This is a genomic window from Brevundimonas nasdae (assembly GCF_016654005.1).
GTDB classification, from domain to species: domain Bacteria; phylum Pseudomonadota; class Alphaproteobacteria; order Caulobacterales; family Caulobacteraceae; genus Brevundimonas; species Brevundimonas nasdae.
On the sequence record NZ_JAEPWN010000001.1, the window covers coordinates 460907 to 485487 of the forward strand.

The window sequence follows — 24581 nt, forward strand, 5'->3', positions numbered from 1 at the left end:
TTCCTTATTTCCAGCTCTACATAGAGCCGGTCTTCACCGTACGAAAGTCGGATCGCATCCTACACGGGCGCCAGCCATTCCGGCGACGGCGCCGTGCAGTGGTCGCGCAGGAAGTCGCCGTGCGTTGGCAGGGCCTGGATGGCCCGGACGACCGCGCTGGCGGCCTGATCAAGATGGTGAGGAACCCCCTCGAACGGAACACGGTCCGTCAGCGGATGATAGACGCGCGGCCGCACGCCCATGCCTTCCAGCACCGATTGCCACGCCAGATTCCTGAACATCAGGTCTACGCCTTCGCGCACCGTGCCGTTGACCTTGAACAGTTCGATCTTGCTGCTTAGACTTTCCGGCATCTTCATGGCGCGGATTTCGCGCCAGAAAGCATTGTCGTCTCGCTGGGTCATCGCATAGTGCATGATGACGAAATCGCGGATTTCCTCATAGTCCTCAGTCATGCGCCTATTGTATTCGGTGATCAGGTTCGGATCGCAGTCGGCGTCGGGCAGGAAGCGCAGGAACAGGTCCATTCCCCGGTAGATCAGGTGCAGGGCCGTGGATTCCAACGGCTCGATGAAGCCGCCCGCAAGACCCAGCGACAGGACGTTTTTGTCCCATAGCTTCTCACGCATGCCAGTCTTGAAGGGGATGATCCAGGGATCGACGACGGGCTCGCCATCGGCCTGTTTCAACAGGGTGGCCAGGGCCTCGTCATCGCTGCAGTAGCGGTCACAGAAGACATATCCGACGCCACTGCGCTGCTGCAGTGGAATACGCCAGCACCAGCCCGCGTCCTGGGCGTGGGCCAGGGTGTAGGGGCCTGGCGGGGTGGGGTTGGTGACCTGCAGAGCGACGGCGCGGTTGCAGAGGAGCCAAGGCGACCAATCATGATAGCCGACGCCCAGCGTCTTGCTGATCAACAGTGCGCGAAAGCCGGTGCAGTCGATGAAGAAATCTGCCTCGATCCGCCGCCCGTCTTTCAAAACCACGGCCTCGACGAAGCCATCGGGCCTTTGAGCCACCCGGTCCACCATGCCCTCGGTGCGGACGACGCCGCGGGCTTCGGCGAAGCGGCGCAGGTAGCGGGCCATCTTCCTGGCGTCGATGTGGACGGCGTAGGAGGCGTCGGCGATGGGGGTGCGGGGCGCCTTGAACGGCAGCATGAAACGGTCGTTGCGGATCATGCCAGAGGCGGGAACAAAGTCCTGCAGTTCACCACCATAGCCTTCGGCGCGCGCGCGCAGCCAGACCTGATAGAAGTCCTCGCCGCCGATGATCTCGGAGAAACGGCCGAAGGGATGGATGTAATCCTCACCCTTCAACTTCCAGTCCTTGAACAGAATGCCCAGTTTGAAGCTGCCCTGAACCTCTTTCAGAAAATCCTGTTCATTGATGCCTAGGCGGGCCAGCATCTGCAGGAAGGGGGGGATGGTGGATTCCCCCACCCCAACGATGCCGATGTCGTCTGACTCGACCAGTTCAATCTCGGCCATCCGGCCACGGAACTGATGTGAAAGGGCCGCAGCCGCGATCCAGCCTGCGGAGCCTCCGCCGACGATGCAGATTTTCTTCAGGGGGCGACGGGACGGGTCCATGACGGCCTCACATATTGGTCCGTTAACGGACCAAGAGAAACTTTGGGATGTCAGGCATTCCGGCGGCGTCGCCGTCATGCCCTCGATAGTCTTGGTAGGCGAAAAAAGAGGCCGGCGACAACAGAAGTCATCGCCGGCCAGTTGCTCAGGAAAGAGACTTAGAAGCGCGCACGAATGCCGATCGAGTAACGGGGTTCGAACTGGTTGCGGCTGTGGAACTGTTTCTGGCCCTTCTCGAACTCCAGGTAGTATTCCTCGATTTCGCCGAAGATGTTCGATCCGTTGGCGTAGATCGTGACCATGTCGTTCACATCATAGGTGATGTTCGCGTCCACATACTGGGCTGTGTCCTGATAGACCGCGATGGCGCCATGGTCGCTATTGGCGTCTCCAAATGTGCCCGACAGACGCGGCGTGCGGTAGTTGTACGCGACACGTGCCTGCAGACGGTCGCCCTGATACCAGATGGCGGCGTTGAACGAGTATTTGGAGTTGTCCGGGAAGGGCAGGTTTTCGCCCGTTAACGTATGGCCAGACTGCTTGCTGTCCGAGAAGGTGAAGCTGCCATCGAAACCGAAATCGGACCAGATGGGCGTGTCAATGAAGTCCGACAGACCAAGCTTGGCGCCGATTTCGATGCCTTGCAGTTCGCCCCCGGCGCCTTGGATGGGACGATTGACGTTGACGAGGCGGCGAACAATGCCGTCACCGTCTGCATACGAACCGCTGTTGGGAATGTCGGCGCGAGTGACGAAGCTGTCGATGTTCAAGCGGAATGCGGCGATGTTGAACATCGTCGCGGGGCCGTAATAGTACTCCAGCGCCACATCGTAGTTGGTTGACCGCCAAGGGTCCAGATCAACCGTGCCGCCTAGCGTCGCGCCGGTGACGCGACGAACGCCCACGGGAGACGCTGTCGGATCGTCCGGCGTCGGGCCGGCCGAGTCGGCGGTGGCGATCGTCACGCCGCCGCCGTAGTTGCCCAAATCCAAAGGAATCATCGTTTTGGCGAAGGCGGCTCGCAGACGAAGCTTGTCGCTGAAGTGGTAAGCCAGGTTCGCCGTGGGCAGCCAGTCCGTATAGCTGCGGCTGGAGATCGTGTCGCCGACATCGAAGTTGGTGTCGCCGTAGGCGCGCACATCACCGGTCAGATTCTGACGCGCCCGCAGTTCGGTGCGAACCATGCGCACGCCGACGTCGCCGTGCAATTTGCCGTACTCGATCACGCCGTTCACGTATGCGGCGTCTTCGTAGAGATCGACGTCATAAGAATTTCCGGGAACAATGACTTCGAAGGCGTTGCCGAAGACGCGGTTCTGGAAAGCGACGACATCGTCGAAGTCACGCGGATTGGCCACCCACACGCCGGGCAGGCCGCCGGTGATCGAGCCGTAGTCGGACAGGAAGTAGGTGTTGTTGTTCGACTTCAGCAGCGAAGGACGATTGACCGTATAGCCCTGGAAACAGGTTGGAGCGTTGGCCACGGCGCCGCCGGTGCAGATCCCGGGGGTCGAAGCGATCGCCTTGCTGGGGTCAAAGCTGGGATTGGAGACGAACTCGCCCGATCGGCACTGAGTACTGTCCATCACCACATCGATGGCCTTCCACTGGGCGGCGCAGCCCTCTTGATTTCCATCGCCCTGTCCGGCGTAGAAGTTCGAGAATAGGTGGAAGTTGGTGATCTTCACTTCACGTGCGCTGTGGCGGATGCCAGCGTCCACGCGTGTCAGGAAGCCAAAGGCCGGCGCCTGCTGGAACTCGTACGAACCGTCGAAACGAACGACCGTCAGGTCGGACTCATTGCGTTGGTTACCTTCCGACGAATAGGCGCCGACAGTGTAGCTGTCGAGGTTCGACATGTAGTCGCTCAACGGCACATTGCCGAGGCCGCCCGTGATATTTCGGTCGAAACCGCTCCAGACCAACTTGTCGCCGCCCACGTTGATATGGACCATCGGATCTTCGCCGACGCCCAGCGGGTTGGGGTTGATGTAACGGCCGCCCTGAGAGCCGATCACGCCGTTCGAGTATTGGGATGCCGGATACTGGCTGGCGATGGAGGACGGATAGAAGGTGCCCCGCGTGCGGTCGCCTTCCTGCCGGAACAGAGTGAACTGTCGGTCCGGCGAATACTGCCAGTTCGACAGGTCGCCCTGCACTTGTCCGTTCATGCTGAGCAGTGAGGCGTTGGCCTTGATGGCGCGAGCGTTGAAGGTGAAAGGACCGCCCTTGTCGTAATCCAGTTCCAAATTGAAGTTGGTCGACTCGTTCTCTGTCACGCGGTTGACGGTGAAGGAGTTCATCCACCAGACGTCGAGGTCGTACTCACTGACGTTCAGCCAGGGCGAGCCGTTGGTCCCTTTCACGCCCGTTTCGGTGAACTGGGTCGGCGTGGTCCACTTGGGGCCTTGCCAGCGATTGGAGATGTTCAGACCCGCAGCGCGATTGTATTCCTTCTGGTGCGTATAGAAGACTTCGCCCGTCAGGCGGATGCCGTCTTCGATATCATACTGGAAGGCGCCGTTCAGGCTGTAGCGGTCGCGCTCGACCACACGACTGAAGCTGTCATAGCCATGAGGCGACAGCCAGTTCGGCGACGGTGGATCGTTCGGGCCGTTCCAGTCGTTGTTGCCGATCAGGACGCCCTGGCTGATGCCGGAGTAGTTGTTGCCCAGATTCGAGTTGCTGACGACGCCCGATAGCATGGCGCCGAAGCGGTCGCCGCGCCAGTTCAGCAAACCGTTCAGTAGATAGTCACTCTCCGCCGTGCGATCCCCGGTTTGATATTCTGCTGCCGTGTAGACAGTGGCGCCACGTTTGAAGTCCATCGGACGACGTGTGCGCAGGTCGATGGTGCCAGAGATGCCGGACAGGGCGTTGCGGACGTCCTGCGACTTGAAGACGACGATCGAGTTCATCAGCTGCGACGGCACGTCGTTCAGGTTCGGCTGGGCGCTGCCCAGGTTGCCGGGTGCCAGATACTGTTCGCCGTTCAGCAGGGTGATGACTTGCGGCAGACCGCGGATATTGACGGTCGAGCCTTCACCAGCATTCCGCTGGATCTGAATGCCCGCGACGCGCTGAAGGGCGTCGGCGACGGTGACGTCGGGCAGCTTGCCGATGTCTTCAGCCGAGATGGCGTCGACAAGCGCAGTTTCGTTGCGCTTGATGTCGATCGACTTGGCCTGGGACGCCCGGATGCCGGTGACGACGATTTCGCCGACCTCGGTCGCGTCCTGATCAGCGGTCTGGGCGTAGGCCGGCGCGACGAGCGCCGAACTGGCCAGCAAGGCGGCCAACATGGGCCTCTTGTGAATTCTCATTTTGGTTATCCCTCCTCGTGGCGCCGCGGTTTGTTATGCGGCTTTGGGTTCAAGGTCTGATGGTCGACCCGGAAAGTTGGACGTCGGCGTGCAGCCCCGTGTCGGCGGCGTCACGCGCCACGCTGATGCGGTAATCGCCCTGGGCGATGCGCCAGCCGGGCAGGGCCGTGTCGTAGTTGGCCAGGATGCGCGGTTCGGCGTGCAGGGTGACCCGGCGCGTCTCGCCCGGCTGCAGCGTCACCTTGGCGAAGGCGGCCAGGCGACGCGGGTTGGCGGCGTTCGCAGGCGCGACATACAGCTGGGGAACCTCGGCCCCGGCGCGCGAGCCGGTGTTGGTCACGTCCACGCTGACGGTCAGGCCGTCAGTGGTCGACGTCGTCAGGTTGGAATAGGCGAAGCGGGTGTAGCTGAGGCCATGGCCGAACGGGAACAGGGGTTTCAGACCCTGACGCGCGTACCAGCGGTAACCGACATCGGCGCCCTCCGGATATTCGACGGTGAACGGCTTCAATCCTTCGACCTGCGGGGCGCCGGGGTTGGCGGCGGCGGCGGCGTCAACGGCCTGAAGCTCGGCCAGACCTGGCACGACAGGACGCGGCGGTTGGTCGGCGGAGGCCGGGAAGGTGATCGGCAGGCGGCCGGACGGGTTGACGTCGCCGAACAGGATGCGGGCGATGGCTTCGCCGCCGCGCTGGCCCGGATACCAGGCCTGGATGACGGCAGGGGTCTTGTTCAGCCAGGGCATCAGCACCGGACCGCCCGTCTCCAGCACCACGACGGTCTTGCGGTTGGCGCCGGTCACGGCGTCGATCAGGGTGTCCTGATTGTCAGGCAGGGACAGGTTCTCGACGTCCTCGGCCTCAGTCGTCCACTGGGTCGCGAAGACGATGGCCAGGTCCGCGCTGCGGGCGGCTGCTGCTGCGGCCGCGGCGTCCTTGCCGTCGATGTAGGTGACGGTGGCGTTGGGCGACAGGGCGCGGATGGCGTTCAACGGCGACGAGGCATGCCAGGTGATGCGCGCGAACGACGCCGCCGCACCCGAGGTCAGCGGGATTTCGACCGGCGCACCGCCGACCGAACGCACCTGAGACGAGCCGCCGCCCGACAGGACGCCGACATCGGCATGGCCGCCGATCAGCACGATCTTCTGCGCGGTCTTGGCCAGAGGCAGCAAGCCGCCTTCGTTACGCAGCAGGACGATGCCGGCCTCGGCGGCGCGTTGCGCGACCTCGGCGTTGGCGGCGTAGTCGATGGGCTGTTCGGTCTTCACGACCGGCGCATCCAGCACGCCGCCCTTGATCAGGCCGACCACGACGCGATGCGCCATGTCGTCCAGGCGGGCTTCGGGAATGCGGCCCGCGTCCAGAGCTTCACGGAATGGGGCGTCGAAATAGAGGGCGCGGTCCAGTTCCTGACCGGACGCCTGATCCAGACCCGCCAGCGCAGCCTTTTCGGTCGAATGGACGGCGCCCCAGTCGGACATGACCCAGCCGTCGTACTTCCAGTCGCCCTTCAGCACATGGTTCAGCAGGAAGTCGTTCTCGCAGGCCCAGTCGCCGTTGATCTTGTTGTAGGCGCACATGACCGAGCCGGGATGGCCGCGCTCGATCCCGATCTGGAAGGCCAGAAGGTCGCTTTCACGCAGCGCGGCCTCGTCCAGACGGGCGTCCATGATCATTCGCCCCGTCTCCTGAGAGTTGAAGGCGAAATGTTTGATGGTGGCGACGATGTTGTTCGACTGGACGCCGCGGATGTGGTCGCCGACCAGAATGCCGGCCAGCAGCGGGTCTTCGCCCAGATATTCGAAATTCCGGCCCGCCCAAGGGTCGCGGGTCAGGTTCACGCCGCCCGCAAGCAGCACGTTGAACGTCTTGGCGCGCGCCTCGCCGCCGATCATGACGCCGCCTGCATAGGCGATTTCAGGATCGAATGAGGCGGCGGTGGTCAGGCTGGAGGGCAGGGCGGTGGCGACGTCGCCCTTGCGTTGTTCGACCTGGTTGGCGACGCCCAGGCTGGCGTCTGACTCGCGCAGGTCGGGAATGCCCAGGCGGGGGATGCCGGGGATGTGGCCAGCGGACGGAATCATGTCGGCGACGGGGGCGCCGGGCGTGCGGTCGGCGAAGGGCGGGAAATAGCCGTGGATCAGCTGCAGTTTCTCGTCGCGCGTCATCTGGCCGACCAGGGCGGTAGCGCGTGCAGCGATGGCCTGGGGATTTGGCGCAGCGGTTTCAGGGGCGGCGGTGTCCGCCGACGCGCCATGGGGGGCGCTCAGGCCTGCCGCCATGACAAGGGCGAACGTGCTGATGAGCATGGATTTTTTAAACATTCAGGCGACCCCCGACAGTGACTTTGCGATAACACACACCAGTCGGTCAGAGGGCGAGCGAGAGCGTTGACGAAAACCGGTCGGTCATCGTCTTGCATCCTTCAGTTCCTCCGCGAACGGAGCTGAACAGTCACTCAAGAGAAAAGGGCTGCTTGCAGCCAACGTCGGCACCCGCGTGGGCTGCCGATCACTTTCGCTCCCTCAAAATGGAAGGTCTCCGCCTTCTCATGATCGGAAATAAGCATGGTTTGAGAGCGTTCACAACACAAAACCGCCTTGTTCGCGTCACGTTTGGAAACGTTCACAATCACATGTCGTTTCAACCCCTGTGATGTGGACATTGTGCGCTGCGATAGCGGATGAGGGGCGACGCCTAGGGCGACGGACATGAAATCTAAGCCGCGCATGCAGTATCCATCGCTTGCGCCGTTCACCGCTCTGACGTGTGAGGTCGCTCTCAGACGAGAGTGAAAACCGTGGCTGCATCCCTGCTTCTGAAGACACGCCCCGAACCCGCCGTGACGAGCCAACGCCTGACGCATCTCCAACGTCTGGAGGCGGAGGCGATCCACATCATGCGCGAGGTGGCGGCCGAGGCCGAGCGTCCGGTCATGCTGTATTCGATCGGCAAGGATTCGGCGGTGATGCTGCATCTGGCGAAGAAGGCCTTCTATCCGTCTCGTCCGCCGTTCCCGCTGCTGCATGTCGATACGATGTGGAAGTTCCGCGCCATGTACGAGATGCGCGCCCGCATGGCGGCCGAATTGGGCGTCGAGCTTCTGGTGCATCAGAACCCGGAGGCCGTCGCGCGCGGCGTCAATCCGTTCGACCACGGTTCGGCCCTGCATACGGACCTGTGGAAGACGCAAGGACTGAAACAGGCGCTGGCTCTGCATGGGTTCGACGCGGCCTTCGGCGGCGCCCGGCGCGACGAGGAGAAGTCCCGCGCCAAGGAGCGCATCTTCTCGTTCCGCACCGCCGAGCAGGGCTGGGACCCCAAGAGCCAGCGGCCCGAGCTTTGGCGGCTGTACAACACCCGCAAACGCCCCGGTGAAAGCATCCGCGTCTTTCCGATCTCCAACTGGACCGAACTGGATGTGTGGCAATACATCCATCTGGAGCAGATCCCGATCGTGCCCCTGTACCTGGCCGCTGAACGGCGGGTGGTCGAGCGTGACGGCGCCCTGATCATGGTCGATGACGACCGGTTTCCTCTGCGTCCGGGGGAGACGCCGCAGATGCGCTCGGTCCGGTTCCGCACCCTGGGCTGCTACCCCCTGACCGGGGCGGTGGAGAGCACGGCGGCGACCGTGCCGCAGATCATTCAGGAAATGCTGTTGACCACCACGTCCGAGCGTCAGGGCCGGGTGATCGACCACGACCAGTCGGCCTCGATGGAGAAGAAGAAGCGCGAGGGCTATTTCTGATGGCGCACCAGTCCGACCTGATCGCCCGCGACATCGACGCCTATCTGGACGTTCACCAGCACAAGAGCCTGCTGCGCTTCATCACCTGCGGCAGCGTGGATGACGGCAAGTCCACCCTGATCGGGCGGCTTCTCTATGATTCCAAGATGATCTTCGAGGATCAAATGGCGGCGCTGGAGGCGGACAGCCGCCGTGTCGGCACCCAGGGCGGCGACATCGACTTCGCCCTTTTGGTCGATGGGCTGGCGGCGGAGCGGGAGCAGGGCATCACCATCGACGTGGCCTATCGCTTCTTTTCGACCGAGACGCGTAAGTTCATCGTCGCCGATACGCCGGGGCACGAGCAATACACCCGAAACATGGCCACCGGCGCCTCGACCGCCGACGCCGCCGTCATCCTGATCGACGCGCGGCGGGGCGTTCTGACCCAGACGAAACGCCATTCCTATCTGGTCAGCCTTCTGGGCATCCGGCACATCGTGCTGGCGGTGAACAAGATGGATCTGATCGGCTGGTCCCAGGCCCGGTTCGACGAAATCCTGGCCGAGTACCGCGACTTCGCCGCCCGGCTGGGCGTGAGTGATTTCCACGCCATCCCCATGTCGGCGCTGCGCGGCGACAACATCACCGAACCGACCGCGCGGGCGCCCTGGTATGACGGTCCGCCGCTGATGGCCTTGCTGGAGGGGCTGGAGGTCGGGGACGAACTGTCGGCCGATCCGTTCCGACTGCCGGTGCAGTGGGTCAATCGGCCCAATCTGGATTTTCGGGGCTTCTCGGGCCAGATCGCGGCGGGAACCGTGCGGCCCGGCGATCCTGTGCGCGTTCTGCCGTCGGGCAAGACCTCGCGCGTCACCCGCATCGTCACCGCTGACGGTGATCTGTCGTACGCGGTTGCGGGCCAGTCGATCACCCTGGCCCTGGCCGACGAGATCGACATTTCGCGCGGTGATGTCCTGGCCGCGGCCGACGCCCCGCCCGAGGCCGCTGATCAGTTCGAGGCGACACTGGTCTGGATGGACGACGAGGCCATGCTGCCGGGCCGTCCCTATCTGCTGAAGCTGGGCGCGCGGCTGGTCGGCGCGACCATCACCGAACCCAAGCACAGGCTGAACGTCAATACGCTGGAGCAGCAGCCCGCCAAGCGGCTGGAGCTGAACGAGATCGGCGTCTGCAACCTGTCGCTGGATGCGCCGGTCGCGTTCGAGCCTTACGGCGCCAACAAGGATCTGGGCGGCTTCATCCTGATCGACCGGATTTCGAACCGCACGGTGGCGGCGGGGATGCTGCATTTCGCCCTGCGCCGCGCCCACAACATCCACTGGCAGGCCCAGTCGGTCGACAAGGCCTCGCGCGCCGCGATCAAGAACCAGAAGGGCAGGGTGATCTGGCTGACCGGCCTGTCCGGCGCCGGCAAATCGACCATTGCCGATCTGGTGGAGAAGCGGCTGCACGCCGATGGACGCCACACCTATCTGCTGGACGGCGACAATGTCCGCCACGGGCTGAACCGCGACCTGGGCTTCACCGAGGAGGATCGGGTCGAAAACATCCGCCGTGTCGCCGAGGTGGCCAGGCTGATGGTGGATGCAGGGCTGATCGTTCTGGTCAGCTTCATCTCGCCGTTCCGGGCCGAGCGAGCGCTAGCGCGGGCGTTGGTGAATGACGGCGAGTTCGTCGAGGTCCACGTCGACACCCCGCTGCATGTCGCCGAAGCGCGCGATGTGAAGGGCCTGTACCGCAAGGCGCGGACGGGAGAGCTGAAGAACTTCACCGGCATCGACAGTCCGTACGAGGCGCCGGAAACCCCCGAGATCGTAGTGGACACCACCTCCATGACCCCGGAACAGGCCGCTGAACGCATCGTGGGCTGGCTGGAAGGGCGAGAGCCGCCCGAAGACTTCGCCATCTGAGACGGCGGCGCCAATCGCCGGATCGCGCGTTGGGTCATCAGAGGAAACAGCTGATGACCGAGGTTCGCGTTCTTCACGCCCGCAGCGGCGTGGTCCTGCAGCAGGAGGGCGACGGCGCCTATGTCCTGACCAGTCTGCGCGGATCAGACGAGCGGCGGTTCGCCGATCTGGAGCAGGCGGAACGTCTCTTTGACACAGAGGTGGCGGCTTCGGAACGCGACCCGGACATCGTCGCGCGACTGGGTGGTTCGTGATGGTCGGCCCGGGAACCGCGTTGCTGGCGCTGCTGATCCTCGGCGGGTTGCTGGCCCTGCTGTTTCATCCCGTCAGCCCGCCGACCCATTTTGTCGACAAGGACGCCGACGGCGAACCGGACGAGGCGGACGGCCCTGCGGCAGGTCTGTAGCAAGACTGTCGCCCGACGGTATGGGCCATCGGGCGACGCTTGAGGATCAGAGCACCCCGATCATCGAGGCGACCAGGGGGTGACGCACGATGTCGCGTTCGGCCAGGCGCACCACGGCGATGTCGTCCACCGCTTCCAACCGCGCCGAGATGTCCGACAGCCCCGAAATGCCCGGCAGCAGGTCGGACTGCTGCGGGTCGCCGGTCACCACCATGGTCGAGTGCCAGCCCAGGCGGGTCAGCAGCATCTTCAGTTGGACGTAGGTGCAGTTTTGGGCCTCATCCACGACGATGAAGGCGTTGTTCAGGGTGCGGCCGCGCATATAGCCGATGGGGGCGATCTCGATCAGGCCTTCGGCCATCAGCGCCTTGACCCGTTTCATCGACAGCCGGTCCGACAGTGCGTCGTAGAGCGGGCGAAGATAGGGGGCCAGCTTGTCCTCCATGTCGCCGGGCAGGAAGCCGATGGATTCCCCGGCCTCTACAGCGGGGCGGGACAGGACGATGCGGCCGACCTTGCCCGCCTCCAGCGCCTCGACCGCCTTGGCTACCGCCAGATAGGTCTTGCCCGTGCCTGCAGGCCCCAGCGCCATGACCAGATTGTGCGCGTCGATGGCCTGCATCAGTTCGGTCTGGCCTTCCGACTTCGGCTTCAGCGTCTTGAGATAGCCCTGGTCCCGGTCGTCGTTCGACGGATGGGGCGACCACCCTGACCGCGAGTTATTGGGCGTATGGAGCCGGCGAACTTTCGACTCTTCGATGAAGTCACGCGAATCCAGGATTCCGCTTTCACGGGACTGACGCTTCATTGCCGCACGCTTGGTCATGGACGCCTCCAGGGCATGAAAAAAGGCGGACCCACACGGGTTCCGCCTTGGATGGTCTTGGGGAGGAGAGGATCGCGGCCCGCACGGCAACCGCCCGGATCGACAGCAGGGCCGTCAGAAACGGGATGAACCCGCCGCCGAACAACCGAACCAGGATCCCAACGCGCCACGCGAAAGCCCCGACTACTGACCGGACCGGGCTTGATCCGGCTTCGGATCCGGGGGCGAATAGCGGCTCCCGAATCGCATCAACAGTTTGATGCTAACGTGGTTTACGAGGGCTTAAAGCCCCCATTTTAATGAGATGATCGGTGAACGGATGACTGTTTACGCACTTGACGACAATAGTCCTCAGCTTCCGCCCGAGGGGGAATACTGGATCGCGCCGAATGCTTCGGTGATAGGTCACGTGATTCTTCAAGAAAACGCCAGCGTCTGGTTCGGCGCGGTGCTGCGCGGGGACAATGATCCGATCATCCTGGGGCCGGACAGCAATGTTCAGGACGGGGCCGTGCTGCACACCGACCCCGGTTCGCCGCTGACGCTGGGGCGCGGTGTGACGGTCGGGCATCAGGCCATGCTGCACGGCTGCGAGGTCGGGGACTACAGCCTGATCGGCATTGGGGCGGTGGTGCTGAACGGGGCGAAGATCGGCAGGAACTGCATCATCGGCGCCAACGCCCTGATCACCGAGGGCAAGATCATCCCCGACAACAGTCTGGTGATGGGACAGCCGGGCAAGGTGGTGCGCGAACGCGATCCCGACCATGTCGCCGTGCTGAAGATGTCGGCGGACCACTATGTCCAGAACTGGAAGCGGTACGCGGCGGGGTTGAGGGCGGTTTAAGCCGGAAAGCCGGGTCAGGCGTTCGCCAACGCCGCCCGCGCCGCCTTGGCGTCGGCGTCGATCTGGACCTTCAACGCCTCAAGCCCGTCGAACTTCTCTTCGCCGCGCAGCCAGGCGATCAGCTGCGTGTCGACCGTCTGGCCGTAGATTTCTTCGTCGAAGTCGAACAGCCAGACCTCCAGCAGCGGCGTCTCCAGCGCATACATGGGCCGCACGCCCAGGCTGGCGACGCCGTCGATGACGCGGCCGTCCGGCAGGCGGGTGCGGACGGCGTAAACCCCGTAGGCGGGGCGCATATAGCCGTTCAGTTCGATATTTGCGGTCGGCACGCCGATGGTGCGGCCGCGCTTGTCGCCGTGGATCACCTCGCCGCGAATGGCGAAGGGGCGGCCCAGGATGGCGGCGGCGCGGGCCATGTCGCCCGCCTTCAAGGCTTCGCGCACGGCGCTGGACGACAGTTTCAGGCCGTCGGCGTCGTCCAGTCGTTCAGCGACCGAAACGGTGAAGCCCAGACGCTCGCCATAGGTCCGCAGGGCCTCGGGCGATCCCGACCGGCCCTTGCCGAAGGTGAAGTCGAAGCCGACGCCCGCGTGACGGATGCCCAGACCCTGGGCCAGCACGCGCTCGGCGAAGCCGGAATCGCTCATGCCCGCCATCTCGGCATCGAAGGGCAGCAGATACAGGATGTCCACGCCCAGAGGCCCCAGGGCCTCGGCCATCTGGTCGGCGGTCATCAGGCCGAACGGGGCGGCGTCGGGCTGGAACCAGCGGCGCGGATGGGGATCGAAACTGACCACGCCCAGCGGCGCGCCCAGACGTTCAGCCGCCGCCTTGGCGCCCGCGATGACGGCCTGATGGCCCCGGTGAACGCCGTCAAAGGCGCCGACTGCGACCGCTGCACCCTTCAGGGCGTCAGGCAGGCCGCGCCAGTCGCGGACGATCTGCATCTCAGCGTTGGGACGGCTTGCGGCGGCGCGGCACGCGGACCACCGCGACACCGTCCATGATCATGACGCCGTTGACGAAGCCCTCGCAACTCAGCTTCACGCGCGCGCTTTCCGACTCTACCTCGATCACGGTGATGACGATGCGGACCTCATCGTCGATCCGCACCGGTTGGTGGAAGGCCAGGGTCTGGGAAATATAGATGGAGCCCGCGCCGGGCAGGATGGTGCCGACCACCGCTGAGCCGAACGAGGCGCTGAGCAGCCCATGCGCGATCCGTCCGCGATAGGCGGTCTTGGACGCGAAACCTTCGTCCAGATGGACCGGGTTGAAGTCATCGGACGCCTCGGCGAACAGCTGGATGCGCTGTTCGGTGGCGACGACGATCTTCTCGGCGGCCATGCCGACGTGAAGTTCCTCCAGGATATAGCCGCCGGAGGGATGTTGCTGAACGAGTTCGACCATTGGGAGGCTTTAGCTGCGGTGCGACAAAATGGCGAGCCTTACCAGTTCAGTTCTAGCGCGGCGTATCGCGCATAGGTCGTTTCCGCCTTCAGCAGGGCGCCCGCACGCGCGGGATCCAGCGCGCCGTCCTCGCCCTTGGCCTGGTCGCCGTGGATGCCCTGGGCGATGAACAGGCAGTCCAGCGCCTGGGCGTTGGCGCCCATGACGTCGGTGACCACGCCGTCGCCGATGCACAGGACGCGTGAACGGTCCACCGCGCGGCCCAGCAGTTTCTCCGCCTCTTTGATCGCCAGATCATAGATGGGGGAATAGGGCTTGCCCGCCATGACGACGCGCCCGCCCTGGGATTCATACAGGTCGGCCAGAGCGCCGCCGCAATAGATCAGCTTGTCGCCGCGTTGCACGACGCGGTCGGGGTTGGCGCAGATCAGCTCCAGCCCACGCTCGGCGCCGACAGCCAGACGCTCGCGATAGTCTTCCGGCGTTTCGACCGTGTCGTCGACCGGGCCGGTGACGGAGATGAAGGCGGCCTCGGCGGCGCTGGGCGCGCGCTCAAGCCCCAGACCTTCGTAAAGGGCGCCGTCGCGTTCCGGGCCGACGATCCAGGCCGGGCCGGGGGCGCGCTTGGCCAGTTCGGCGCGGGTGGCGTCGCCCGAGGTGACGAAGGCCTTCCAGCTTTCACGCGGCACGCCCAGGCCATCCAGTTGCGCGATCACGTCCGAGGCCGGGCGCGGCGAGTTGGAGATCAGGACGACATGGCCGCCCTCGCGGTTGAAACGAGCCAGGGCCTCGCACGGACCAGCCCAGCTTTCGCGGCCGTTGTGGATCACGCCCCATACGTCACAGAGCAGAATGTCGTAGTCGGCGGCGACGTCGCCGAGGTGAGGCAGGGCGTGGGGAAGGGTCATGCCCCGGACCTATGGGGCGCATGACGGCGCGTCAACCGCGTTCGATACGGCGTTTCTGCGATGCAGGCGTGGGACAGATGGTCAGAAGCGACCGTGTGCGGATTAGTGAACGCGCCGACGCTGCTCGGCGCTGCGCAGGGTGGAGCGCAGGAACTCGGCCGGCGGGTCGGTTTCGGCCAGAACCTGCTCCTTGATGGCGCGGGGTTCGCCGAACAGATGGCCCTGGCCCATGGCCACATCCAGTTCGAGGATGTCGACGACCTGACGCTCCGTCTCGACCTTTTCGGCGATGACCTCGACGCCGTAGCGGCGGGTCAGGGCGGCGAAATCGGCGGCCTGGATGTCAGGCATGGACTGCAGAGGCGCGCCGCCGTCCAGGTCCAGCAACTGTTCGATCAGCAGGTCGGCGGACACCTTGATGAACTTGACGTCGGCGCGTTGCAGATCGGCGAAGTCCAGGTCCAGCGTCTGCACCTTGTCCAGCGAGAAGCGGTAGCCGAGGTCGGCCAGCTTGGCCATGTTGCGGGCCTCGATGGCGCCCCGCGCATCGAAGGTGGCCTGACCCAGTTCGAAGATTAGGGCCTGGTTCAGGTCGCGGTTCTCGCTGAGGAAGTCGAGGAAGCGCGGGAAGAAGGCGTCGTCGCCCAGCGAACTGAGGGCCACATTGCAGAAGACGCCGACCTTGCGGTCCTGACGGGCCAGACGGCGCACGATCTGGGCGCAGCGGAACAGCAGCAGATTGTCGATGGCGGGAACCAGACCCTCGCCCTCGGCCAGAGACAAGTATTCCGCCGGCATCATGACCCGGTCAGAGGCGTCACGCAGACGGGTGAAGCTTTCGTAGAAGATGGTGCGGCGCTGGGGCAGGGAGACAACGGGCTGCAGGTAGAGGTCGGCGCGGTTCTCGGCCAGGGCCTCATGGATGGTCTGCAGCAGGACGTTCGACTGGGCCTGACGACGGCCCTCGAAGGTGTCCAGACCGATGGTCGGGGCGGCGGACAGGCGCTGGTCGATGCTTTCGCTCATCTGCTGGACCAGACTTTCCAGCATCCGCACTTCGCCGGTCAGTTCGTCGGCGCCCGACAGAGCCCCGCTCTCGATGGCCTGGGCCAGTTCGGTCAGGGCGCCTTGCGTCGACTCCATCGCATCGGCCAGCAGGCGGTGCGCCTCGCGGACCTGATGGATTTCCTTCTTCAGGAGGCGGCGTTCGGAAATGCCGGTCACAATGCCGTGGAAGGCGCCCAGCAAACCCAGCGCGCCTAGGGCTCCAGCCACGCCCGCACCGACGCCCAGCTCCGCGCGCCACAGGAAGGCGCCCACGGTCAGACCCAGGAAAAGGTAGGCGAAGTACAGAAAACCTGTCGTTAGGGTGCGCATCGGCTGGCTTTAGCCACTCCCGGATGGAATCGCGTGAGTATCAGGGTATCAGAGACTTTCGGCTAGAGCGGGTTGATAAATAACCCGCCGCAAACCTGGGGATGTGGAAAATGGAACTGTTCGATCTGACCGGCAAGGTCGCGATCATCACCGGATCGTCGCGCGGGATCGGCAAGGCCATCGCCGAACGGCTGGCCGAACACGGCGCCCAGGTCGTCATCTCCTCGCGCAAGGCCGGGCCGTGCGACGAGGTCGCCGCCGAGATCAACGCCAAATACGGCCAAGGACGCGCCATCGCCGTGCCCGCCAACATCGCCTCGAAAGAAGAGCTGCAGCGGCTGGTCGACGAGACGAACCGCGCCTTTGGCAAGATCGACATTCTGGTATGCAACGCCGCGACCAATCCCTATGCCGGACCGATGGCCGGTATCGCCGATGATCAGTTCGAGAAGATACTGCAGAATAACGTCATCTCGAACCACTGGCTGATCCAGATGGTCGCCCCGCAGATGGTGGAGCGCAAGGACGGCGCCATCCTGGTGATCTCGTCCATCGGGGGGCTTCGCGGCAACGCCCTGATCGGGGCCTACAATATCTCCAAGGCCGCAGACATGCAGCTGGTGCGCAACCTGGCGGTGGAGTGGGGGCCGTCGAACGTGCGGGTCAACTGCATCGCGCCTGGGTTGGTGCAGACCGATTTCGCCAAATACCTGTGGGAGAATCCCGAGCTGCTGAAGACGGTCACCGAGCCGGCGCCGCTGAAAAGGATCGGCCAGCCGGATGAAATCGCGGGCACGGCGGTCTATCTGTGCAGTCCTGCGTCGGCCTATGTGACCGGCCAGACCCTTGTGGTGGACGGTGGATTGACGATTGCCTGGTGAGAAGAGCCCCAAGAGCGGCGGCGCAAAAGACCTGCGACAGGATCTGATCTGGCGTCTGGAGGCCTTCGGCTTCCGGGCGTTGTTCGGTTTCCTGCGCCTGCTGGGCGTCGAGCGCGCCTCGGCCCTGGGCGGCTGGCTGCTTCGCACGCTGGGGCCGCTGACAGGCACCCAGAAGACGGTGATGCGCAATCTGCGGATCGCCTTTCCCGCCATGCCCGCCGCCGAGCGTGATCGCCTGGCGCACGAGCAATGGGACCGCACGGGGCGGACCTTCGCCGAACTGGCGGTGATGGATCAGCTGACGCCGGAAGGCGGGCGGGTCGAGGTGGTCGGGATGGAGCGGCTGCACGCCCTGCGCGACGGCGGCAAGCCGGCGGTGTTGATCTCGGGCCATCTGGCCAATTTCGAGGTGATGGCGGCGGTCATAATGGCGTCCGGCCTGCCGTGTCAGGTGACCTATCGCGCTGCGAACAATCCGTATGTCGACGCCCTGATCCGCCAGAGCCGCGAGCGGTATGGCATCCGCCTGTTCGCGCCCAAGGGCGACGGGACGCGTGACCTGATGGCGGGGATGAAGCGCGGCGATTCCATCGCGCTGCTGGTCGATCAGAAGTACAATCAGGGGCCGGAGGTGCAGTTCTTCGACCAACCGGTGAACGCTTCTCCCGGCGCAGCGCGGCTGGCGCTGAAGTTCGACACGGTGATGCAGCCGCTGTCGGTGGTGCGTCTGTCGGGCGCGCGGTTCCGGGTCACGGCGCATGAGCCGATCACGGTCAGCCACACCGACGACAAGGCTGCGGATGTCCTGGCCGGGATCCAGGCCGCCAATCGTTTTGTCGAGGACCGGGTGCGCGAGACGCCTGAAGACTGGTTCTGGGTCCACAAGCGTTGGCCCGACAGCGTCTATCAGGCCCTGGACCGCGCCACGTCGCCGGACCTGCGGAACGGGCCGGCGTAGCCCTCTGCGTCGCGGCGGCGACGGCATGGGCCGGTGTAGGTTTCCGCCTGGACGAACAGACGGGGCTTCAGGATCACGGCGCTGATGCGGTCCAGCATGGTCTTTGCCATGATCGGCTTGGTCAGGAACTCGGTCACGCCTGCGTCGCGCGCCTCGAACACGCGCGCCTTTTCGGAATGGCCGGTCATCATGATGATCGGCAGATAGATGTTGGGGCTGGCCGGACTGGTGCGGACGTGGCGGGTGAAGGCGACCCCGTCCATCGGCGCCATGTTGAAATCGACGATGGCGATGTCGACGGGATGCTGGTCCAGCAGCGCAAGAGCCTTGGCCCCGTCATGGCTTTCCAGCACATTGCGGATGCCGAACGAATACAGCACGGCGGTGGTGATCGCACACATGTGCGGATTGTCATCCACGAGCAGAACGCTGAGCGACTGAAGATGCGGCATCTGCCCCCGACTGGAATGCGCGTCGAAAGCTAGGTCGATATCCCTGCTATCGCAAGGCGGTCCAGGCGCCGCGCGTCGGCTTTATTCGCGTCCCTCAGCGCAGGATTTTCAGGCCAGCCGTTCCGGCGCCCGTGCGCCGACCATCAGTGACGGATCCATGTTGCGGTCCCGCCATTTCATGCGCCAGCACAGGTGCGGGCCGGTGGCGCGGCCCGTCATGCCGATGCGGCCGATGGCGTCGCCGCGCTTGACGGACTGGCCCGCCGTCACGTCCAGCCGCGACTGATGCAGATAGCAGGTGATCAGGCCCTGGCCGTGGTCGATCAGGGTCATGCCGCCTTCGAAATGCATGCCCGAGCGGCTGAAGCTGACCTTGCCGTCGGCGGGCGCGCGGATGACGGTCCCCGTGGGTGCGGCCATGTCCACGCCGTAGTGCGGGCGCGCGGGCGTGCCGTTCAGCACTCGCTGCGATCCCCACTGGCTGGTGATCCGATAGGTTTCCAGCGGCCAGACGAAGCCGTTCTTGAAGTCGTCGCTGTCCACACGGCTGGCGAAGCCTTCGGTCTTCAGGGCGACTTGTTCGCGGATCAGGGCCAGCAGGGCCGGATCGGTCGGATCGACGGTGGAGGGCGGCAGGCCGTTGATGCTGGTCGAGGGGAAGGCATGGGGCGCGGCGGTGATCGTGCGGCGAACCGACTGGCCGTCGGCGCGGGCCTCGATCACCACATCGCCCGTGGCGTCGCGGTCGAAGCCGATGACGAACAGGCCGTTGATGGAGGCGGTGGTCAGGGCCTCGCCATCGACGAAGATCAGGGCGCGCGGCGCGGTGCGGCCATAGACAAAGCCGCCCTGACGCCAGGCGCCGTTCAGCGTCATCTGCAGCGGACCCTGGGCCTGGGCGGGGCCGCCCAGAAGGTCAGGCGTGACCAGTGTCGCGCCGACGCCGAGCAGAAGGGCGCGGCGCCCGGCGATCATGCGGCGGCCTGTTGCATCCGCGCGATGAACTCGGCCGGGCTGTAGTAGGCCTCCTGCCGGGTGGGGCTCCAGTAACGCAGAAGCTCCAGCGGGATGGGCCGGTCGGTGACGGCGCAGCGGACGAAACGTCCCGGCTTGAGCACGGCGAACTCGCCGTCGCCGTAGTGCACCGTCGCAGGTTCAGAAGCGGTCATGTCCATGCCTGCATGATAGCCGCGCGCGGGCCGGTCGTGAATAGGCCGTCAGGCCGGGCTGCTGACCGCATCGGTCACCGGGCCGTCTGCGCCGATCGGCTTGCCTGGAGGCGAGCCCGAGGTCGAGGCGGGCGGCTTGGGCTTGCCGCCCAACCGGTCGGCCAGCAGGAAGACGAACGGATTCAGCGAGATCGACAACAGGGACGCGGCCAGGATCAGATCATGGGTGCCGCGGCTCATGGCGCCCATGCTGACGCCCAACGCCGCCAGGATGAAGGAGAACTCGCCGATCTGGGCCAGGGCGGCGGCGACGGTGAAGCCGGACGACCGATCCAGCTTGAACACCTTGGTGATGACCAGGGCGGCCAGCGACTTGCCGACGATGACGATGCCCAACACGCCCAGCACGCCCCACGGCTGGCGCACCACGATCATCGGATCGAACAGCATGCCCACAGAGACGAAGAACAGAACCGCGAAGGCGTCGCGCAGCGGCAGGGACCGTTCGGCGGCGTTGTGGCCCAGCGGCGAGGCGTTCATCACCAGACCCGCCAGGAAGGCGCCCAGGGCGAAGGAGTGGAACAGCCAGTAGGCGACCCAGGCGATGCCCAGGGCGATGGCCAGGACGCCCAGGGTGAACAGCTCACGCGACTTGGTGTGGGCGATGCGGATCAGCAGCCAGGGCATGACCTTTCCGCCGACCACCAGCATGACGGCGACGAACAGCACGACCTTCAGCAGGGTCCAGCCGATATTGACCCCCATGGCCGCCAGGTCCGTCTGGCCGCCAGCCGGGACGATCAGCATGGGCAGCATGACCAGGGCGATGACGATGACCAGGTCCTCGACGATCAGCCAGCCGACGGCGATGCGTCCGACCTCGTTCTTGACCTGTTTGCGCTCCTCCAGCGCGCGCAGCAGCACCACGGTGGAGGCGACCGACAGGGCGAAACCCATCAGCAGGGCTTCGCGGTCGCCCAGCCCCAGCACGAACCGGCCCAGCGCCCAGCCCAGCACGGTGGCGGCGGTGATCTGGACCAGGGCGCCAGGTATGGCGACCTTGCGGACCTGCATCAGATCCTTGGGTGAGAAATGCAGCCCGACCCCGAACATCAGCAGGATGACGCCGATCTCTGCCAGTTGGGGCGCAAGCGTGGTGTCGGCGACGAAACCGCCGGTGAAAGGGCCGACGACGACGCCTGCAACCAGATAGCCGACGAGAGGAGATAACCGCAGCCGATGAGCCAACATGCCGAACGCAAAGGCCAGGACGAAGCCCCCGACCAGGGTGAGAATCAGGCTGTCGGCATGCGGCATCGCAGCTCCTGTCGAGGGGACGGATCGGTTGAATACGGCTTTGCAGTTGGGGTTGAGCCCGCGGATTGGCAAGGCGACGATATGTCGCGATTGACCCGAAATTGCCTTTAGCTTCGCGGCTGTTGCCGCGAAGGAACGGAGGGCTAGGCTGGGGGCGCCGGGCCTTCGCCCGGAGTGACGAAAGACAAGGCGGGTCGGAATTGAAAAGAGGGCCGGTCATCGCGTGACCGGCCCCCTTTCAGTGTCATTACGCCAGATGCCTTCCCCGCGACGGGAGAAGGAAGCCGTCAGGCGTGCGTCTGGTCCCAGAACTTCACGGCGTCAGCGTCGCGGGCCGAGAGGTCGGGGTAGGCGGGGTCGGAGCCGACGTCGGGGACGCGGCGCCAGGAGCGGGCGCATTTCGGGTGGTCGGCGGTCTTGACCGCGACGGTGACGGCGTCGCCGCCCTCGACCAGTTCGGCGCCCGAGGTGCGGAAGATTTCGGCTGCATCCAGACCCTCGAACGGCGCGAAGACCGAGGCGGGGCCGGTGACAGTCGGCCAGGCGTCGAGAGCGCCGCCGATCAGCTTTTCACGGCGGGCGGCTTCCAGCGATTCATTGACCACTTCGAGGACCGTGTTGATCGCGGCCCAACGCTCCGCCTCAGCGGGATTGCTCCATTCCGCCGGGGTGTCGGGGATGACGCGGGCGCAGTTGGTGCCTGCATCGGGGAAGCGGGTGGTCCAGGCTTCTTCCATGGTGAAGGGCGTCAGCGGGGCCAGCCAGGCGGTCAAGCGGCTGAACACTTCGTCCATCACGGTGCGGGCGGCGCGACGACGGATGCTGTCGGGACGGTCGCAGTAGAGGGCGTCCTTGCGGATGTCGAAATACAGGGCCGACAGATCGCCAGAGCAGAACTCCAGCACCGGGCGGACCACGTCCTGGAACCGATATTCGGCGTAAGCCTGACGCACATGGGCATCCAGTTCGTGCAGGCGGTGAAGGATGAACTTCTCCAGCGGCGGGAACTGGTCGTAGTCGGTCAGGCGCTCGGCCTCGTCGAAACCGGCCAGTGCGCCCAGCAGATAGCGGACGGTGTTGCGCAACTTGCGATAGGCGTCGACCGTGGTCTGCAGGATCTGTTTGCCGATGCGCTGGTCGTCGGAATAGTCGACCAGGGCCACCCACAGACGCAGGATGTCTGCGCCGGATTCCTTGATGACCACCAGGGGATCGGTGGTGTTGCCACGCGACTTGGACTGTTTCTCGCCGTTCTCGTCCAGGGTGAAGCCGTGGGTCAGGACGGCCTTGAACGGGGCGCGGCCGCGCGTGCCGCAGCCCTCAAGCAGGGACGACTGGAACCAGCCGCGGTGCTGGTCCGACCCTTCCAGATAGAGGTCGGCGGGCCAGTGCGAGGGGCGGTCGCCGGTGTAGCCTTGCTCGGGCAGGCGCGGGTCCAGGGTGAAGGCGTGGGTCGAGCCAGAGTCGAACCAGACATCCAGGATGTCCTCGATCTTCTCGTAGCGGTCGGCGTCGTGGCCGCCCAGGAAGTCGCTGTCCGGCGCGGTGAACCAGATGTCGGCGCCGTGTTCGGCGATGGCGGAGACGATGCGGGCGTCGACCTCGTCGTCATGCAGGGGCTGGCCGGTCTGCTTGTCCATATACATGGCCAGCGGCGTGCCCCAGGCGCGCTGGCGGCTGACCAGCCAGTCAGGGCGGCCCTCGACCATCGAACGGATGCGGTTGCGGCCCGAGGCGGGGTGGAAGGCGGTGTCGTCGATGGCCTTCAGCGCCGTGTCGCGCAGGGTTTCGCCCGTCTTCAGCGGCTCGTCCATGCGGATGAACCATTGGGGGGTGTTGCGGAAGATGATCGGGGCCTTGGAGCGCCACGAGTGCGGATAGGAGTGCTCCATCCGGCCGCGCGCCAGAAGGTTGCCCGCCTCGATCAGCTTTTCCATCACCGCGCCGTTGGCGGGGCCGAACTTGCCGGTCTTCTTGCCCTCGGTCTCCAGCACCTTGAGGCCGGCGAACAGGGGAACGTGCTCGTAATAGGCGCCGTCGGGATCGACGGTGTCGGGCACCTCGTGATGGCCGTGGGCCTTCCAGACCTCGAAGTCGTCGGCGCCGTGGCCGGGCGCGGTGTGGACAAAGCCGGTGCCGGCGTCGTCGGTGACGTGGTCGCCCGCCAGCAGGGGCACGGAGAAGCCGTAGCCGCTGTCCAGCGCCGCCAGCGGGTGGGCGGCGACGAGACCGGACGGATTGATGTCATAGACCCGCGTCCAGGCGGTGATCTTGGCGGCTTTGAAGACGTCTTCGGCCAGCTTGTCGGCCAGGATCAGGCGGTCGCCCGGCTTGGCCCAGGGCGCGAACTCAAGCCCTTCCTCCATCGCGGTGACCTCATACAGGCCATAGGCGATCTCGGGCCCGTAGGAGATGGCGCGGTTGGCCGGGATGGTCCAGGGCGTGGTCGTCCAGATGACGATGGCCGGATTGCCCGAGCGGAAGCTGAGCAGGTCGTCGGGATGGTCGTCCGAGACGCCGGTGACCGGGAACTTGACCCAGATCGTGGGGCTGACGTGGTCGTGGTACTCGATCTCGGCGTCAGCCAGGGCCGTGCGCTCGACCGGCGACCACATGACGGGCTTGGAGCCGCGATACAGCTGGCCCGAATTCTTGAACTTGTGGAACTCGGCGACGATGGCCGCCTCGGACTTGAAGTCCATGGTGGCGTAGCGGTTTTCGAAATCGCCGGTGATGCCCAGGCGTTTGAACTGGTCACGCTGGGTGTCGATGTATTTGCCGGCGTATTCACGGCAGGCCTTGCGAAATTCTTCCTTGGAGACCTCGTCCTTGCGGCGGCCCTTGGCGCGGAACTGCTCCTCGATCTTCCACTCGATCGGCAGGCCGTGGCAGTCCCAGCCGGGGACGTAGTCGACGTCGTAGCCCAGCAGAAAACGGCTGCGGACCACGAAATCCTTCAGCGTCTTGTTCAAGGAGTGGCCGATGTGGATGTCGCCGTTCGCATAGGGCGGGCCGTCGTGCAGCACGTACAGGGGGGCGTTCTGCTTCTGACGCTCGGCGCGCAGGGTTCCATAGAGGTCGCCCCACTGCTCAAGGATCAAAGGCTCCTTTTGCGGCAGGCCGCCGCGCATGGGGAAGGGCGTCTCCGGCAGGAAGACGGTGTCGCGATAGTCGCGGCCGGAAGCGGTGTCGGTGTCGGTCTGGGGGGCGTCAGCCATCAAAAGTCTCGGCGTCGTGGGTTGTCGGTCGCTGTCTTCGTTCGCCCTGGGGCGGTCAATCCCGGCGTGCACGGGGCCAGACGGCCCAGAAGCGCTACGCCGGGCGGCTAATCGAAATCAGGCGAATGGAGACGCGGACGATCATTATGAGGTCGGTCTAGCAGACAGATGCGGCATCGCGCCATCCCGAACCCCGCGATGCATCAACGGAAACGAAAGGCTTTTGATGTT

At 65.0% G+C, this 24581-nt stretch carries 20 protein-coding genes; 7 read left to right on the forward strand and 13 right to left on the reverse strand.

Annotated elements, in window-relative coordinates:
• Nucleotides 1-59: 59 nt before the first annotated feature.
• The 3 genes from JKF87_RS02260 to JKF87_RS02270 form a co-directional block, all read right to left on the reverse strand.
• A complete protein-coding gene (locus JKF87_RS02260) occupies nt 60-1592 on the reverse strand; it encodes a tryptophan halogenase family protein (RefSeq protein WP_201096879.1) in 1533 nt (510 codons plus the stop codon).
• A gap of 158 nt (nt 1593-1750) precedes the next feature.
• Complete coding sequence (locus tag JKF87_RS02265; protein WP_201096880.1) at nt 1751-4894, reverse strand: TonB-dependent receptor; 3144 nt, start codon at nt 4892-4894, stop codon at nt 1751-1753.
• 70 nt (nt 4895-4964) lie between these two features.
• Nucleotides 4965-7226 carry a beta-glucosidase family protein gene (locus JKF87_RS02270; protein ID WP_236261029.1) on the reverse strand — a complete coding sequence of 754 codons (2262 nt, stop codon included), beginning with the start codon at nt 7224-7226 and terminating at the stop codon, nt 4965-4967.
• 491 nt (nt 7227-7717) lie between these two features.
• Between JKF87_RS02270 and cysD the strand changes: the two genes are divergently transcribed.
• From cysD to JKF87_RS02290, 4 genes are read left to right on the forward strand one after another with little or no spacing between them, the layout of a single operon-like run.
• The gene (cysD, locus tag JKF87_RS02275; RefSeq protein ID WP_343772981.1) at nt 7718-8668 is read left to right on the forward strand and encodes a sulfate adenylyltransferase subunit CysD; all 951 of its coding nucleotides are present in this window, start codon (nt 7718-7720) and stop codon (nt 8666-8668) included.
• Nucleotides 8668-10581: a sulfate adenylyltransferase subunit CysN gene (gene cysN, locus JKF87_RS02280; RefSeq protein ID WP_201096883.1), complete on the forward strand. Its 1914-nt coding sequence runs from the start codon at nt 8668-8670 to the stop codon at nt 10579-10581. Before cysD ends, cysN begins: the two co-directional genes overlap by 1 nt.
• Nucleotides 10582-10634: 53 nt before the next feature.
• Nucleotides 10635-10835, forward strand: coding sequence for a hypothetical protein (locus JKF87_RS02285; RefSeq protein WP_201096885.1), 201 nt, complete (start codon nt 10635-10637; stop codon nt 10833-10835).
• Nucleotides 10835-10987 (forward strand): hypothetical protein, encoded by a 153-nt coding sequence (locus tag JKF87_RS02290; RefSeq protein WP_201096887.1) that lies wholly within the window; start codon nt 10835-10837, stop codon nt 10985-10987. The genes JKF87_RS02285 and JKF87_RS02290 overlap by 1 nt, the downstream gene beginning before the upstream one ends.
• A gap of 46 nt (nt 10988-11033) precedes the next feature.
• On the opposite strand, the gene JKF87_RS02295 is transcribed toward JKF87_RS02290, so the two are convergent.
• Complete coding sequence (locus JKF87_RS02295; protein WP_201097225.1) at nt 11034-11825, reverse strand: PhoH family protein; 792 nt, start codon at nt 11823-11825, stop codon at nt 11034-11036.
• A gap of 307 nt (nt 11826-12132) precedes the next feature.
• On the opposite strand from JKF87_RS02295, the gene JKF87_RS02300 reads away from it, so the two are divergent.
• Nucleotides 12133-12660 carry a gamma carbonic anhydrase family protein gene (locus JKF87_RS02300; RefSeq protein WP_201096888.1) on the forward strand — a complete coding sequence of 176 codons (528 nt, stop codon included), beginning with the start codon at nt 12133-12135 and terminating at the stop codon, nt 12658-12660.
• A gap of 14 nt (nt 12661-12674) precedes the next feature.
• Here the strand turns inward: JKF87_RS02300 and JKF87_RS02305 are convergent, their stop codons facing one another.
• From JKF87_RS02305 to tipF, 4 genes are all read right to left on the reverse strand, one after another.
• Nucleotides 12675-13607, reverse strand: a complete 933-nt coding sequence (locus JKF87_RS02305; protein ID WP_201097227.1) for a bifunctional riboflavin kinase/FAD synthetase — start codon at nt 13605-13607, stop codon at nt 12675-12677.
• A gap of 1 nt (nt 13608) precedes the next feature.
• Nucleotides 13609-14070: a MaoC family dehydratase gene (locus JKF87_RS02310; protein ID WP_201096889.1), complete on the reverse strand. Its 462-nt coding sequence runs from the start codon at nt 14068-14070 to the stop codon at nt 13609-13611.
• A 38-nt stretch (nt 14071-14108) separates the two neighbouring features.
• Nucleotides 14109-14978 carry a TIGR01459 family HAD-type hydrolase gene (locus tag JKF87_RS02315; protein WP_201096890.1) on the reverse strand — a complete coding sequence of 290 codons (870 nt, stop codon included), beginning with the start codon at nt 14976-14978 and terminating at the stop codon, nt 14109-14111.
• A gap of 102 nt (nt 14979-15080) precedes the next feature.
• Complete coding sequence (tipF, locus tag JKF87_RS02320) at nt 15081-16355, reverse strand: flagella assembly cyclic-di-GMP phosphodiesterase TipF (RefSeq protein ID WP_201096891.1); 1275 nt, start codon at nt 16353-16355, stop codon at nt 15081-15083.
• A 110-nt stretch (nt 16356-16465) separates the two neighbouring features.
• Here tipF and JKF87_RS02325 point away from each other — a divergent pair, with 110 nt between their 5' ends.
• Both JKF87_RS02325 and JKF87_RS02330 read left to right on the forward strand, forming a co-directional pair.
• Nucleotides 16466-17236, forward strand: coding sequence for an SDR family NAD(P)-dependent oxidoreductase (locus JKF87_RS02325; RefSeq protein WP_201096892.1), 771 nt, complete (start codon nt 16466-16468; stop codon nt 17234-17236).
• Complete coding sequence (locus JKF87_RS02330; RefSeq protein WP_370874274.1) at nt 17226-18194, forward strand: lysophospholipid acyltransferase family protein; 969 nt, start codon at nt 17226-17228, stop codon at nt 18192-18194. Before JKF87_RS02325 ends, JKF87_RS02330 begins: the two co-directional genes overlap by 11 nt.
• Here JKF87_RS02330 and JKF87_RS02335 read toward each other — a convergent pair.
• From JKF87_RS02335 to ileS, 5 genes are all read right to left on the reverse strand, one after another.
• Nucleotides 18143-18646, reverse strand: coding sequence for a response regulator (locus JKF87_RS02335; RefSeq protein WP_201096894.1), 504 nt, complete (start codon nt 18644-18646; stop codon nt 18143-18145). The genes JKF87_RS02330 and JKF87_RS02335 overlap by 52 nt on opposite strands.
• Nucleotides 18647-18754: 108 nt before the next feature.
• A complete protein-coding gene (locus JKF87_RS02340; RefSeq protein WP_201096896.1) occupies nt 18755-19621 on the reverse strand; it encodes a M23 family metallopeptidase in 867 nt (288 codons plus the stop codon).
• Nucleotides 19618-19821, reverse strand: a complete 204-nt coding sequence (locus JKF87_RS02345; protein WP_201096898.1) for a DUF2093 domain-containing protein — start codon at nt 19819-19821, stop codon at nt 19618-19620. The genes JKF87_RS02340 and JKF87_RS02345 overlap by 4 nt, the downstream gene beginning before the upstream one ends.
• A gap of 42 nt (nt 19822-19863) precedes the next feature.
• The gene (locus JKF87_RS02350; protein ID WP_201096900.1) at nt 19864-21132 is read right to left on the reverse strand and encodes a cation:proton antiporter domain-containing protein; all 1269 of its coding nucleotides are present in this window, start codon (nt 21130-21132) and stop codon (nt 19864-19866) included.
• Nucleotides 21133-21419: 287 nt separating this feature from the next.
• Nucleotides 21420-24350, reverse strand: a complete 2931-nt coding sequence (gene ileS, locus JKF87_RS02355) for an isoleucine--tRNA ligase (protein ID WP_201096902.1) — start codon at nt 24348-24350, stop codon at nt 21420-21422.
• Nucleotides 24351-24581 lie beyond the last annotated feature (231 nt).

What these genes read in the sequence shown, in the direction of transcription:
- JKF87_RS02300 (WP_201096888.1), top strand. Translation starts at nt 12,133, where the DNA reads ATGACTGTTTACGCACTTGACGACAATAGTCCTCAGCTTCCGCCCGAG.
- ileS (WP_201096902.1), bottom strand. Translation starts at nt 24,350, where the DNA reads ATGGCTGACGCCCCCCAGACCGACACCGACACCGCTTCCGGCCGCGAC.
- JKF87_RS02310 (WP_201096889.1), bottom strand. Translation starts at nt 14,070, where the DNA reads ATGGTCGAACTCGTTCAGCAACATCCCTCCGGCGGCTATATCCTGGAG.
- JKF87_RS02350 (WP_201096900.1), bottom strand. Translation starts at nt 21,132, where the DNA reads ATGCCGCATGCCGACAGCCTGATTCTCACCCTGGTCGGGGGCTTCGTC.
- JKF87_RS02325 (WP_201096892.1), top strand. Translation starts at nt 16,466, where the DNA reads ATGGAACTGTTCGATCTGACCGGCAAGGTCGCGATCATCACCGGATCG.
- JKF87_RS02270 (WP_236261029.1), bottom strand. Translation starts at nt 7,226, where the DNA reads ATGCTCATCAGCACGTTCGCCCTTGTCATGGCGGCAGGCCTGAGCGCC.
- JKF87_RS02290 (WP_201096887.1), top strand. Translation starts at nt 10,835, where the DNA reads ATGGTCGGCCCGGGAACCGCGTTGCTGGCGCTGCTGATCCTCGGCGGG.
- JKF87_RS02265 (WP_201096880.1), bottom strand. Translation starts at nt 4,894, where the DNA reads ATGTTGGCCGCCTTGCTGGCCAGTTCGGCGCTCGTCGCGCCGGCCTAC.
- tipF (WP_201096891.1), bottom strand. Translation starts at nt 16,355, where the DNA reads ATGCGCACCCTAACGACAGGTTTTCTGTACTTCGCCTACCTTTTCCTG.
- JKF87_RS02305 (WP_201097227.1), bottom strand. Translation starts at nt 13,607, where the DNA reads ATGCAGATCGTCCGCGACTGGCGCGGCCTGCCTGACGCCCTGAAGGGT.
- JKF87_RS02345 (WP_201096898.1), bottom strand. Translation starts at nt 19,821, where the DNA reads ATGGACATGACCGCTTCTGAACCTGCGACGGTGCACTACGGCGACGGC.
- cysN (WP_201096883.1), top strand. Translation starts at nt 8,668, where the DNA reads ATGGCGCACCAGTCCGACCTGATCGCCCGCGACATCGACGCCTATCTG.
- JKF87_RS02340 (WP_201096896.1), bottom strand. Translation starts at nt 19,621, where the DNA reads ATGATCGCCGGGCGCCGCGCCCTTCTGCTCGGCGTCGGCGCGACACTG.
- JKF87_RS02260 (WP_201096879.1), bottom strand. Translation starts at nt 1,592, where the DNA reads ATGGACCCGTCCCGTCGCCCCCTGAAGAAAATCTGCATCGTCGGCGGA.
- JKF87_RS02315 (WP_201096890.1), bottom strand. Translation starts at nt 14,978, where the DNA reads ATGACCCTTCCCCACGCCCTGCCTCACCTCGGCGACGTCGCCGCCGAC.
- JKF87_RS02335 (WP_201096894.1), bottom strand. Translation starts at nt 18,646, where the DNA reads ATGCCGCATCTTCAGTCGCTCAGCGTTCTGCTCGTGGATGACAATCCG.
- JKF87_RS02285 (WP_201096885.1), top strand. Translation starts at nt 10,635, where the DNA reads ATGACCGAGGTTCGCGTTCTTCACGCCCGCAGCGGCGTGGTCCTGCAG.